The organism is Streptomyces sp. B1866 (assembly GCF_031932565.1).
Taxonomy (GTDB): domain Bacteria; phylum Actinomycetota; class Actinomycetes; order Streptomycetales; family Streptomycetaceae; genus Streptomyces.
On sequence record NZ_JAVSCF010000202.1, the window covers coordinates 1 to 12,046 of the forward strand.

Annotated in this window: 11 protein-coding genes and 3 tRNA genes; 3 read left to right on the forward strand and 11 right to left on the reverse strand. The window is 72.9% G+C overall.

Features of this window, described 5'->3' with window-relative positions; all coding sequences use genetic code 11:
* The first annotated feature begins 380 nt into the window (after nt 1-380).
* A complete protein-coding gene (locus tag RKE29_RS22380; protein WP_312007348.1) occupies nt 381-596 on the forward strand; it encodes a hypothetical protein in 216 nt (71 codons plus the stop codon).
* A gap of 385 nt (nt 597-981) precedes the next feature.
* Here RKE29_RS22380 and RKE29_RS22385 read toward each other — a convergent pair whose 3' ends face one another.
* From RKE29_RS22385 to leuC, 4 genes are all read right to left on the reverse strand, one after another.
* Nucleotides 982-1,608 (reverse strand): HU family DNA-binding protein, encoded by a 627-nt coding sequence (locus RKE29_RS22385; RefSeq protein WP_312007349.1) that lies wholly within the window; start codon nt 1,606-1,608, stop codon nt 982-984.
* Between the two features lie 125 nt (nt 1,609-1,733).
* Nucleotides 1,734-1,979: a hypothetical protein gene (locus RKE29_RS22390; protein WP_312007350.1), complete on the reverse strand. Its 246-nt coding sequence runs from the start codon at nt 1,977-1,979 to the stop codon at nt 1,734-1,736.
* A gap of 147 nt (nt 1,980-2,126) precedes the next feature.
* Complete coding sequence (gene leuD / locus RKE29_RS22395; protein WP_312007351.1) at nt 2,127-2,720, reverse strand: 3-isopropylmalate dehydratase small subunit; 594 nt, start codon at nt 2,718-2,720, stop codon at nt 2,127-2,129.
* Nucleotides 2,721-2,728: 8 nt separating this feature from the next.
* The gene (gene leuC, locus RKE29_RS22400; RefSeq protein WP_312007352.1) at nt 2,729-4,156 is read right to left on the reverse strand and encodes a 3-isopropylmalate dehydratase large subunit; all 1,428 of its coding nucleotides are present in this window, start codon (nt 4,154-4,156) and stop codon (nt 2,729-2,731) included.
* Nucleotides 4,157-4,299: 143 nt separating this feature from the next.
* On the opposite strand from leuC, the gene ndgR reads away from it, so the two are divergent.
* Nucleotides 4,300-5,016, forward strand: a complete 717-nt coding sequence (gene ndgR, locus RKE29_RS22405; RefSeq protein ID WP_312007353.1) for an IclR family transcriptional regulator NdgR — start codon at nt 4,300-4,302, stop codon at nt 5,014-5,016.
* A gap of 52 nt (nt 5,017-5,068) precedes the next feature.
* Here the strand turns inward: ndgR and RKE29_RS22410 are convergent, their stop codons facing one another.
* From RKE29_RS22410 to RKE29_RS22440, 7 genes are all read right to left on the reverse strand, one after another.
* Entirely contained in the window at nt 5,069-5,557 is a 489-nt protein-coding gene (locus RKE29_RS22410) for a DUF4188 domain-containing protein (protein ID WP_312007359.1), read from the reverse strand.
* A gap of 215 nt (nt 5,558-5,772) precedes the next feature.
* Nucleotides 5,773-5,845 (reverse strand) — tRNA-Glu (locus RKE29_RS22415).
* A 29-nt stretch (nt 5,846-5,874) separates the two neighbouring features.
* Nucleotides 5,875-5,947: transfer RNA gene (locus tag RKE29_RS22420), tRNA-Glu, on the reverse strand.
* A 44-nt stretch (nt 5,948-5,991) separates the two neighbouring features.
* Nucleotides 5,992-6,063: transfer RNA gene (locus RKE29_RS22425), tRNA-Gln, on the reverse strand.
* Between the two features lie 197 nt (nt 6,064-6,260).
* Nucleotides 6,261-7,751, reverse strand: a complete 1,491-nt coding sequence (gltX, locus tag RKE29_RS22430; RefSeq protein ID WP_312007354.1) for a glutamate--tRNA ligase — start codon at nt 7,749-7,751, stop codon at nt 6,261-6,263.
* Nucleotides 7,744-8,568, reverse strand: a complete 825-nt coding sequence (locus RKE29_RS22435) for a fumarylacetoacetate hydrolase family protein (RefSeq protein WP_312007355.1) — start codon at nt 8,566-8,568, stop codon at nt 7,744-7,746. The genes gltX and RKE29_RS22435 overlap by 8 nt, the downstream gene beginning before the upstream one ends.
* A 208-nt stretch (nt 8,569-8,776) precedes the next feature.
* Nucleotides 8,777-8,956 carry a hypothetical protein gene (locus RKE29_RS22440; protein ID WP_312007356.1) on the reverse strand — a complete coding sequence of 60 codons (180 nt, stop codon included), beginning with the start codon at nt 8,954-8,956 and terminating at the stop codon, nt 8,777-8,779.
* A gap of 627 nt (nt 8,957-9,583) precedes the next feature.
* On the opposite strand from RKE29_RS22440, the gene RKE29_RS22445 reads away from it, so the two are divergent.
* Nucleotides 9,584-12,046 (forward strand): nitrate- and nitrite sensing domain-containing protein (locus RKE29_RS22445; protein WP_312007357.1); only part of this gene is annotated, 2,463 nt, incomplete at its 3' end.

Consider the following 12,046-nt stretch of genomic DNA (forward strand, 5'->3'; position numbering starts at 1 on the left):
CCAGGCGTGCCGGGGCCCTCCGGGCCGGCCCGCGGTCCGACGCGCGGCGCCGGGCACCCCGGCTGCCTTCGGCCGCCGCACGGCGTCGCCGCCGTGGCGCGCTCGCCCGGGCCTGGCCGCAACCGGGCTCCGCGTCGCCCACGGCCGATACGTCGAAGGCGGCGGCCGTTCGCGCCCGCGGCCGATGGGCGCGGGTTTTCCCGGGTCTCCGGCGCCTGTCCGGTGCCGGGCTCGCGCTGCCCGCGTCCGGGTACGAAGCGGCGGCCCGTTCGCGGATGTGGACGGTGGACACGGGGTTTTCGCGGAGTCCGGCGCCGGGCGGGTGGCCGCCGTACCGGGCTTGCCGTGCCGCCCGAGGGCGAGGGGCTAGGGTGTGCCGTATGCAGGCGACCGCGTACACCTACGACCCCGCCACCCGGGAGGGCAGCGTGCTGCTCGACGACGGCACGCCGCTGCCGTTCGACGCCGCCGCCTTCGACGCGGGAGGGCTGCGGCTGCTGCGGCCCGGGCAGCGGGTGCGCATCGAGGTCGAAGGCGGCGCGGGAGCCGGGGGCGAGGGCCGCAAGATCGTGCTGGTCACCCTCCAGACCCTCTGACCCGGTCCGGTCCGCTCGCCCGGTGACCCGGGATTTCCGGGATTTCCGAGGCTTCCGGGATGTCCGCGGTTCCTGGTCCGGGGCCGCCGGTCCCCGGTTCCGCGCCGCGCGCGGCAGTTCCTCGTCTCCCGGCCTTCCGGCGCCCTGGGCCCGGCCCGCTTCCGGCCTCCGGCTGCCGCCGGTGGCTGCGCCCGTACGGCCCCGCGCACCGCACCGCACCGCACCGCGCCGGACCCGGACCGCGGGCGACGTGGACCCGGGCCGCCGCGGAAGCGGACACGCCACAGACACGGACACGCCGCGGGCGCGGACGTACCGCGGGCCGGGCTCCCCCGAGGGAGCCCGGCCCGGCGCGTGGCGCCGCCGTCCGCGTGGGGTCAGCGGTTCAGCGGTTCCTCGCGGTGGTCTTCTTGGCCGTGGTCTTGCGCCCGGTCGCCTTGCGCGCCGGGGCCTTCTTGGCGGGGGCCGAGGTGTTGGCCGCCTTCTTCGCGGCCGGGGCCTTCTTGGCGGGCGCCGCCTTCTTGCCCGCGGCCTTCGCCGTGGTGGTCTTCTTCGCGCCGGTCTTCTTCGCCGCGGCCTTGGCGGGAGCGGCCGCCGCCCGCTTCGGGGCGGCCTTCGTGGCCGTCTTCTTCGCGGTGGCCTTCTTGGCGGCGGCCTTGGCGGTGGTGCGGGTGCCGCCCGTCAGGCTGCCCTTGGGGGCCTTGCGGACGGACACCTCGCCGCCGCGCGGCAGCTTCTTCGTGCCGCTCACCAGGTCCTTGAAGCCCTGGCCCGCGCGGAAGCGGGGCACCGAGGTCTTCTTGACCCGGACGCGCTCGCCGGTCTGCGGGTTGCGGGCGTACCGGGCGGGGCGGTCGACCTTCTCGAACGAGCCGAAGCCGGTGACCGAAACTCGATCCCCGGCGACGACCGCGCGGACGATCGCGTCCAGGACCGCGTCGACGGCGTCGGCGGCGTTCTGCCGTCCGCCCATCTTGTCGGCGATTGCTTCCACGAGCTGCGCCTTGTTCACGTCTTCCCCTTCGGAGACATTGCTGGAACGAATGCGTTCAAGCCTTTTCGCACGTTAGGCAGATATATACCGCAAATCAAACACGAAACGGGCTAATCACCCTTGTGCCGCAACGAACTCGACCGTCACGGACTTCCGTCGGAGTCGGGCACTTCGGGGAGGCGGCCCTCGTCGAGGTCCTTGATCAACCGGTCAAGGCGCCTTGCCGCGCCCGGGAGATCGCGCTTGGCCGCAGCGGTGATGACCAGCAGCTTCCTGGACAACGCGAGCCGTACGCCCTCCGGGACCCGCAGGGCGTGCACCCGCGCGTGCGCGTCCTTGAGCCGGTCGGCGACGGCCCCGTAGAGGTCGAGTTGGGCGTCGCGTTCCATGCACTGATTGTGCCATCTGAGGCGAGTTGTCGCCTCACAGGGGCCCAACACGCCGACGCGCCGCCGGCACGGGGCCGGCGGCGCGTCGGGTGGGACAGGCGCTGTCCAGGGCGGTTCCGGGGGGCACCCCCGGGGGAGCGGGCGGCGTCAGAGGCGCACCGTGGTGGGCTTGAAGGCGGGGCGGCGGGTTTCGTAGGCGGTGATGTCGGTCTCGTCGCGGAGGGTGAGGCTGATGTCGTCGAGGCCTTCCAGCAGGCGCCAGCGGGCGTTGTCGTCAAGGTCGAATCCGGCCGTGATGCCCGGGGCGCGGACCTCGCGCTGGACGAGGTCGACGGTGATCTCGGCGGCCGGGTCGGTCTCGGCCAGGTCCCACAGCCGCTCCACCGTCTCCTGCGGCAGGACGACGGTCAGCAGCCCGTTCTTCAGGGAGTTGCCGCGGAAGATGTCGGCGAACCGGGAGGAGATCACGGCCTTGAAGCCGTAGTTCTGCAAGGCCCACACGGCGTGCTCGCGGGAGGAGCCGGTGCCGAAGTCCGGGCCCGCGACCAGCACCGTGGCGCCCTCGTAGGCGGGCCTGCGCAGGACGAACTGCGGGTCCTTGCGCCAGGCCTCGAACAGGCCGTCCTCGAAACCGTCCCGGGTGACCTTCTTCAGCCAGTGGGCGGGGATGATCTGGTCGGTGTCGACGTTGCTGCGGCGCAGCGGGACGGCCCGGCCGGTGTGCGTGGTGAATGCTTCCATGGCCGGGTTCAGGCCTCCACTCGGGTCGCGGCGGTGTCGGACAGGTCGGCGGGCGAGGCCAGGCGGCCCAGGACCGCGGTGGCGGCGGCGACCTGGGGAGAGACCAGGTGGGTGCGCCCGCCCTTGCCCTGCCGGCCCTCGAAGTTGCGGTTGGAGGTCGACGCCGACCGCTCCCCCGGTGCGAGCTGGTCGGGGTTCATGCCCAGACACATCGAGCACCCGGCGTGCCGCCACTCGGCGCCGGCCTGGGTGAACACCGTGTCAAGGCCCTCTTCCACGGCCTGCAGGGCGACACGTACGGAGCCGGGGACGACCAGCATCCGCACCCCCTCGGCGACCGACCGGCCCGCCAGCACGCCGGCGGCGGCGCGCAGGTCCTCGATCCGCCCGTTGGTGCACGACCCCACGAACACGGTGTCCACGCGGATGTCCCGCAGCGGCTGACCCGGCGTCAGGCCCATGTACTCCAGGGCCTTCTGCGCCGCCTGCCGCTCGCTGGCGTCCTCGAAGGAGGACGGCTCGGGGACGGACGACGACAGCGGCGCGCCCTGGCCGGGGTTGGTGCCCCAGGTGACGAAGGGGGTCAGGGCGGCGGCGTCGATGACGACCTCGTGGTCGAAGACCGCGTCGTCGTCGGTGCGCAGCGTGCGCCAGTAGGCCACCGCCGCGTCCCAGTCCGCGCCGCGCGGCGCGTGCGGGCGGCCTTCGAGGTAGGCGAAGGTGGTCTCGTCCGGGGCCACCATGCCCGCCCGCGCGCCCGCCTCGATCGACATGTTGCACACGGTCATCCGCGCTTCCATCGACAGCTTCTCGATCGCCGGACCGCGGTACTCGATCACGTAGCCCTGGCCGCCGCCGGTGCCGATCCGGGCGATCACCGCCAGGATCAGGTCCTTGGCCGTCACCCCCTCGGGCAGCTCGCCCTCCACCGTCACGGCCATGGTCTTGAACGGCGCCATCGGCAGCGTCTGCGTCGCCAGCACGTGCTCGACCTGGCTGGTGCCGATCCCGAAGGCCAGCGCCCCGAACGCACCGTGGGTGGAGGTGTGGCTGTCCCCGCACACCACCGTCGTCCCCGGCTGCGTCAGGCCCAGCTGCGGACCCACCACGTGCACCACGCCCTGCTCGACGTCGCCGAGCGAGTGCAGCCGCACGCCGAACTCCGCGCAGTTCGCCCGCAGCGTCTCCAGCTGCACCCGCGAGACCGGATCCGCGATCGGCTTGTCGATGTCGAGGGTCGGAGTGTTGTGGTCCTCCGTCGCGATGGTGAGATCCGTCCGGCGCACCTTCCGCCCCGCCTTGCGCAGACCGTCGAACGCCTGCGGACTGGTCACCTCGTGCAGCAGATGAAGATCGATGTAGAGCAGATCCGGCTCCCCCTCCACACGCCGCACGACATGATCGTCCCAGACCTTCTCCGCGAGTGTCCGTCCCATCACAGTCCCTCCGGCCGGCGGCGTCGCCGGCCCGTCTCCTACGGATTGCGAGCCCGTGGTCGGCGGGCCTCTCCCCACCAGACTGGCGGCTCGCCTGGAAAATTGAACTTGCGTTTCACACTGTGAGACGTGAGTATCGTTGCATGGACAACTCTAGTGGCGTCGGCGTTCTCGACAAGGCGGCTCTGGTTCTGAGCGCTCTGGAGTCCGGTCCGGCCACCCTCGCCGGGCTGGTCGGCGCGACCGGTCTCGCGCGGCCCACGGCGCACCGGCTCGCGGTGGCCCTGGAGCACCACCGTATGGTGGCGCGCGACATGCAGGGACGTTTCATCCTCGGCCCGCGGCTGGCCGAGCTGGCCGCGGCGGCCGGCGAGGACCGGCTGCTGGCCACGGCGGGCCCGGTGCTCACGCACCTGCGGGACATGACCGGCGAGAGCGCCCAGCTCTACCGGCGCCAGGGCGACATGCGCATCTGCGTGGCCGCGGCCGAGCGCCTGTCCGGCCTGCGGGACACCGTGCCGGTCGGCTCGACGCTGCCCATGAAGGCCGGTTCCGCGGCCCAGGTGCTCATGGCCTGGGAGGAGCCGGAGCGGCTGCACCGCGGCCTGCAGGGGGCCCGCTTCACGGCCACGGCCCTGTCGGGCGTACGGCGCCGCGGCTGGGCCCAGTCGATCGGCGAGCGGGAGCCGGGCGTGGCGTCGGTGTCCGCGCCCGTGCGCGGCCCCTCGAACCGGGTGGTGGCCGCCGTGTCCGTCTCAGGCCCCATCGAGCGGCTGACCCGCCACCCGGGCCGGATGCACGCGCAGGCGGTCATCGACGCGGCGATGCGGCTCACGGAGGCCCTGCGCCGCGGGAACTGACCGCCGCGGGAACTGACCGGGTGGCGCGGGCGGCGCCCGGGGAGTCCGGGGCTCAGCCGCGGGCCGCGCGGGGGTCCGCGGACCCCGGCCGCGCCAGGCGCTGGGCCGCCCGTTCGCCGCGGCGGCCGACGGGCGCGGTGCCGGTGGCCCTGCCCAGGCCGAACTCCGGCATGTCGACGTACACGGTCTCGTAGGAGCCGGCCCGGACGACGTAGGTCTCGTGCCAGATGCCCACCGCGCCCCGGCTGTCTCGCGCGCGGCGGTTGAAGGCCGCCCACGCGGGGCGGTGGTGGCCGGCGGGGTCGGAGGCGTACGCGATCAGCTTCTCGGGCGACTCCCAGTACTGGACCGTGCACACCACCCGTGGCAGGCCCAGTAGGAGCTGGAAGCCGAGCAGGCCGCTGTCCGGGTCGCGGGACAGCTCCCGGAGCATGGGCCGCATCGCGCGGAAGGTCGGCCACCAGGCGCGCGGCGCGGCGAGCCGGTTGACGCGCATGCCGATCACGAAGACGGTCAGGTCGCCCTCGGCCGTGGCGGTCATCCGGCCGGGAATCGGCACATTACCCACAGTAGCCCCCCTCTGTTGACTGGGATGGTGCCACCCGTGGCGCCAGGGGAGCAAGGGTGGTGCGAGAGGGGCGTGAGCCGGCTTTCCGCGCGCCGGGACGTCCGCACGGGGCCCGGGCGAGAGCTGTGGAGGGGGCCCTTCATGCGGAAAGGCTCTCCGCGCCGCGCGGAGAGCCTTCGCCGTTCCCGTAGCCCCGACCGGATTCGAACCGGCGCTACCGCCTTGAGAGGGCGGCGTGCTAGGCCGCTACACAACGGGGCCCCAGCCGTCACCGTACGTACGGTGACCCGTACCCCCGACCGGATTCGAACCGGCGCTACTGCCTTGAGAGGGCAGCGTGCTAGGCCGCTACACAACGGGGGCTTGGCACTGCTGGACAGGAGACCCGCTCACAAGGGGTGCTCCCGCTGGGGTACCAGGACTCGAACCTAGACTAACTGAACCAGAATCAGTCGTGCTGCCAATTACACCATACCCCACCAAAACACAGCCCCCTTGAGGGGGCTTGTCTGGCCTGCGCCCGCCCTTCCGGCCTTTCGGCCCGCCCGGGCGGCGCAGAAAGAACATTACCCGATGGCGGGCACCGCTCCAAAACGGGTTGCGGCGCCCGGGCGGGGCGCGCGGCTGCTCACGGGCCCGGGGCGGCCGGTACCGGCCGCCCCGGCCGGGCGACCGCTCAGTCCAGGGCCGCGCGCAGCCTGCGCAGGGTCTCGTCGCGGCCGAGCAGTTCCATGGACTCGAACAGCGGCGGCGACACACGGCGGCCGGTGACGGCCACCCGCAGCGCCGTGAACGCCACCTTCGGCTTCAGCCCCAGGCCGTCCACCACAGCGGCGCGCAGCGCGTCCTGCATGGGCTCCGCGCGGAACTCCGGCAGCTCCTCCAGCGCCTTGACGCCGGCCAGCAGCACCGGCCGGGCGTCCGGGCCCAGCACCTTGGCCGCGTCCGCCTCGTCCACCCGGAAGTCCTCGGGCGCCACGAAGAGGAAGCCGAGCATGCCGACGGCCTCGCCGAGGGTGACCATGCGCTCCTGGGTGAGCGGCGCGGCCTCGGCGAGCAGGCGCAGCGCGTCCCGCGACGGCTCGGCCGGGAGCAGGCCGGCGGCCTGGAGGTGGGGCACCAGGCGGCGGGCGAACTCCTCCGGCGGCAGGCGGCGCAGGTGCACCGCGTTGATCGCCTCGCACTTCTTGAGGTCGAAGCGCGCCGGGTTGGCGTTCACGTCCGCGATGTCGAAGGCGGTGACCATCTCGTCCATGGTGAAGATGTCGCGGTCCTCGGCGAGCGACCAGCCGAGCAGGGCGAGGTAGTTGAGCAGGCCCTCGGGCAGGAAGCCGCGCTCCCGGTAGAGGTTCAGGGAGGACTGCGGGTCGCGCTTGGACAGCTTCTTGTTGCCCTCGCCCATCACGTACGGCAGGTGCCCGAACCGCGGCACCCCGCCCTTGCCCACCCCGATGTCCGCCAGCGCCCGGTACAGCGCGATCTGGCGCGGCGTGGAGGACAGCAGGTCCTCGCCACGCAGCACGTGCGTGACCTCCATCAGCGCGTCGTCGACCGGGTTGACCAGCGTGTACAGCGGCGCGCCGGTGGCCCGGACGATGCCGTAGTCCGGCACGTTCTCGGGCGTGAAGGTCAGCTCGCCGCGCACCAGGTCGGTGAACGTGACGGGCTCGTCGGGCATCCGGAACCGCAGGATCGGCGTGCGGCCCTCGGCCTCGTACGCGGCGATCCGCCCGGGGTCGAGGTCGCGGCAGGCGCCGTCGTAGCCGGAGGGCCGGCCGGCCTTGCGGGCGGCCTCGCGGCGCGCGTCCAGCTCCTCGGCCGTGCAGTAGCAGGGGTAGGCGTGGCCGGCCTCCCGCAGGCGCCGGGCCACGTCGCGGTAGATGTCGCCGCGCAGCGACTGGCGGTACGGCGCGTGCGGGCCGCCGACCTCGGGGCCCTCGTCCCAGTCCAGGCCGAGCCAGCGCAGGGAGTCCAGCAGCTGCGCGTAGGACTCCTCGGAGTCGCGCGCGGCGTCGGTGTCCTCGATGCGGAAGATCATGGTGCCGCCGTGGTGGCGGGCGAACGCCCAGTTGAACAGGGCGGTGCGGACCAGGCCCACGTGGGGGTTGCCGGTCGGCGAGGGACAGAAGCGGACCCGCACGGGGGACGGGCTGGCTGCGCTAGTCACGCTTGATCACCTTGTTGGTGAGAGTGCCGATGCCTTCAATGGAGACGGCGACCTCGTCGCCGGAGTGCAGCGGGCCGACACCGGCCGGCGTGCCGGTGAGGATGACGTCGCCGGGCAGCAGCGTCATGGCCTCGGTGATGTGCGCGATCAGGTCGGCGATCGGATGGGCCATCTGGCTGGTGCGGCCGAGCTGGCGCTGCTCGCCGTTGACGGTGCACATGATCGCCAGGTCGCCGGCGGCCGCCAGGGTCAGGTCCGTCTCCACCCACGGGCCCAGCGGGCAGGAGGTGTCGAAGCCCTTGGCGCGCGCCCACTGGTCCTCACGGCGCTGCACGTCGCGCGCGGTGACGTCGTTGGCGCAGGTGTAGCCGAGGATGACGTCCGCGGCGCGCTCCCGGGGGACCTCCCGGCACAGCCGGCCGATGACGACGGCGAGCTCCGCCTCGTGGTGCACCTCGGCCGAGAAGCCGGGCAGGGCGATCGGGTCGTCGGGGCCGATCACGGAGGTGGAGGGCTTGAAGAAGGTGACAGGCACCTCGGGCACGTCGCTGCCGAGTTCGGCGGCGTGGTCGGCGTAGTTGCGCCCGATGGCGACGACCTTGCTGGGCAGTACCGGGGGCAGCAGCCGGACGTCGCGCAGCGGGACCTTCCGGCCGGTGCGCTCGAACTCGGCGAAGGGGTGGCCCTTGATGATGTCGACGAGCGGGCCCTCCCGGCCCTCGGCACCGGGCGGCGCCGTGTCGGGCCGGCCCTCGGTGACGCTCTCGATGACACCGAAGGCGACGTTGCCGTCGATGGAGAACCTGACGATGCGCACGGGAAGCTGCTGCCTCTTTCGGACGTTCGGACGGCGGCTCGCTGGAGCCGTGGACTGGCGCTCCAGGCTATCGTCCCGGCCGCCGCGCACCGCCGTACGCCGCCCTGCCGGCGCCCGCGGGACCGGCCGGACCGGCCGGACCGGCCGCGGGCGAGGGCCGCCCGCGCGGGTCGGCCCGTCCGGCCCGGGCGGCCGGACGGGCCGGCGGTCAGGCGCCGGGGGCCTCCATGAGGATGGTGCGCTTCGGGTTGGCGGTGGTGGCCGGCAGGTCGAGGGTGCCCTGCGGCAGCTCCTCGGGCGTCTTCTGGATCCCCTCGCCGTCCTTCAGGTGCGCCAGCCTGGTGCGGCGGGGGTTGGCTATGCTGCCGAAGATCATCGTCCTCTTCACGGGGATATGCCTCGCGTCGTGTTCGTCGGGGGTGGTTACCGAGCGGCGGCTGATCGACTCCGGCCGTCACCGGACCGGAGTTGTCATCCCAGGTGCTCGCGTACAGCATCGGGCTTGTCGCGCCTTTGCCCAGCGGAACGCCGAAAAAGTCGCCCACATCATGTGATTTTCATCACGGATCATACCCCAAATGCCACATAGCGAGCATTACGTCAGACCAGTTACAACCGGACACAACAGGACAGACCATCCACTTCCCCCCGCGACCTGCGCCACCCGGACACCGATCACCCCTGGCGCCTCGCCAGCAAAAACCCCTTATCGCCGGGTTTTCTCTCTACGTCCCGTAATACAATTGGTACGCAGCGTTACGCGTGTTACAGCCTGATAGCCCACTCTTGTTGGAGCTCCCGGCCCTGTGTTGGAATTCCCGGGACCGCCGCACGACTGAAACCGGCGCGCACGGGGCGCCACACCGGGCGCCGCGCGGCGGCGGTGGCCTCTACCGACGGGAAGGGAAACGCGCCGGTCACTCACGACCGCCACAGGGGGCCGAGGCCCCCGACTGACTCGACACCGCTTCGCCGACGATCCGGTGGGGCGCCTGGTCCAGAGGTTGCGAAGCTAGTGCAGGGACGTTTCAAAAGGGATGGCAGCGCTTCGGCGGACCCGGAGGCGCGCGGCGGGACCGATCGCGGCTCCTCGCCCCAGCGCGCCCAGGGCACCGGCCGGGCGCCGGGTGGCCAGGGTCCCGGGCCGGGTGCGCACGGCGGCGCGGGCTCCGGGGAGGGCGCGGCGCGGCCGAAGGCTCCCAGCGGTCCCGGCCCGCGAATAGCCGTGCGCAACTGGCGCATCAGCTACCGCCTCATCTCCCTGCTCGCCCTTCCCGTGGTCGCCGCCACCGCGTTCGGCGGCCTGCGCATCGAGAGCTCGGTAGACAAGATCGACCAGCTCGACCAGATGAAGCTGCTCACCAAGATGACGCAGCGCGCCACCTACCTGGCCGACCGGCTGCAGGACGAGCGGGACGAGTCGGCGGGCCCGCTGTCCCGCTCGGGCGACGCCCAGGACGACGGCGTGGTCGCCACCCGGCAGGACTCCGACACCGCGATCGCGGCCTTCCGCGCCGCGTCCCGGGACATCGACCTGACCGATCCGGGCATGCTGGGCGTGCAGGCCACGCTCAACGAGATCGACCGCCAGCTGGCCATGCTCAAGGGCATCCGCCGGGAGGCGTACACCGATCCCGAGGACATCACCGAGACCGTGCAGAAGTACGACGAGGTGATCTCCTCGCTGCTCGATCTCTCCCGGGACATGGCCCAGGCCACCAGCAACCGCGACATGATCAACCGGACGCGGGCGATGGCCACCTTCGCCGCGGCCAAGGACTACGCGTCGGCCCAGCGCGCCATCATCAGCGCCGCGCTGGCCAACCGCCGCGGCCCCCAGATGTCCGCCAACGACCGCCGCTACGGCCTCGGGGCGATGCAGAAGGAGGGCGAGGAGCTCAAGCGGTTCGAGCAGATCCGCGACAGCGACGCCGACGAGCTGCTCACGCCGCTGAAGGGCGGCCAGCCGGAGGTCAACCTGGCCGACCGGTTCGCCCGGCGCGTACTGCAGAACCCCAACGGCCTGGCGGCCGAGAGCCGCACCTACCGGGACTGGTACGAGCAGGACACCACCAAGATCAAGGCCATGTCCGACATCCAGCAGACGCTGCTGTCGGAGATGGACCAGAAGGCCCGCAGCCTGCGTGCCGAGGCCATCCGCGAGGGCGTCCTCAACGGCGCCATGATCCTCGTGGTCCTCATCGTGTCGGTCGGCGGCGCGCTCGTGGTCGCCCGCACCATGGTGAGCAACCTGCGCCGCCTGCAGGACACCGCGCAGGAGGTCGCCCAGAAGCGGCTGCCGGAGCTGGTCAAGCAGCTGTCGGAGTCCGACCCGCAGGACGTGGACACCTCCGTGGAGTCCGTCGGCGTGCACAGCCGGGACGAGATCGGCAAGGTGGCCGCGGCCTTCGACGACGTGCACCGCGAGGCCGTCCGGCTGGCGGCCGAGCAGGCGCTGCTGCGCGGCAACGTCAACGCGATGTTCACCAACCTCTCGCGCCGCAGCCAGGGCCTCATCCAGCGCCAGCTCTCGCTCATCTCCGAGCTGGAGAGCCGCGAGGCCGACCCCGACCAGCTCTCCTCGCTGTTCAAGCTGGACCACCTCGCCACCCGCATGCGCCGCAACGGCGAGAACCTGCTGGTCCTCGCCGGCGAGGAGCCCGGCCGCCGGTGGACCAAGCCGGTNGTCCTCGCCGGCGAGGAGCCCGGCCGCCGGTGGACCAAGCCGGTGCCGCTGGTGGACGTGCTGCGCGCGGCCGCGTCCGAGGTGGAGCAGTACGAGCGCATCGAGCTGAGCTCCGTCCCGGCCACCGAGGTCGCCGGCCGGGTCGTCAACGACCTGGTGCACCTGCTCGCCGAGCTGCTGGAGAACGCCACCTCCTTCTCCTCGCCCCAGACCAAGGTCAAGGTCACCGGCCACGCGCTGCCGGACGGCCGGGTGCTGGTGGAGATCCACGACACCGGCATCGGCCTGTCGCCGGAGGACCTGGCGGCGATCAACGAGCGGCTGGCCAGCCCGCCCACGGTCGACGTGTCGGTGTCCCGGCGCATGGGCCTGTTCGTGGTCGGCCGGCTGTCCCTGCGGCACGGCATCCGCATCCAGCTGCGCCCCTCCGACTCCGGCGGCACCACGGCGCTGGTCATGCTGCCGGTGGACGTCACGCAGGGCGGCCGGAAGGCCGGCACGGTGGGCAAGGTCGGCACGGCCAGGACCGGGGCGAACGGCGGCCAGAGCGCCGGGGCCGCGAGCGCGGCCGGCGCCGCGTCGGGCCTGGCGGCCTCCTCCCCGGCCCGGCCGCAGATCCCCGCCTCCGAGCCGCGCACCGCGCTGACCAGCAGCGGGCTGCCGACCCGGCCGGTGGGCGGCTCCGGGACCCCGGGCGGCCCGCCGCCGTCGGGTCCGAACCTGTTCGAGGGCGGCCGGAGCACCGGACGCGGCCCCGGGCAGCGCGACGCGGTGCCGCCCGCGCGGGCCGGC

Coding starts and splice junctions, on each gene's coding strand:
- leuD (WP_312007351.1), bottom strand. CDS start 2,720: ATGGAAGCATTCACCACGCACACCGGCCGGGCCGTCCCGCTGCGCCGC.
- RKE29_RS22410 (WP_312007359.1), bottom strand. CDS start 5,557: ATGACCGCCACGGCCGAGGGCGACCTGACCGTCTTCGTGATCGGCATG.
- RKE29_RS22390 (WP_312007350.1), bottom strand. CDS start 1,979: ATGGAACGCGACGCCCAACTCGACCTCTACGGGGCCGTCGCCGACCGG.
- RKE29_RS22380 (WP_312007348.1), top strand. CDS start 381: ATGCAGGCGACCGCGTACACCTACGACCCCGCCACCCGGGAGGGCAGC.
- ndgR (WP_312007353.1), top strand. CDS start 4,300: ATGGACAACTCTAGTGGCGTCGGCGTTCTCGACAAGGCGGCTCTGGTT.
- leuC (WP_312007352.1), bottom strand. CDS start 4,156: ATGGGACGGACACTCGCGGAGAAGGTCTGGGACGATCATGTCGTGCGG.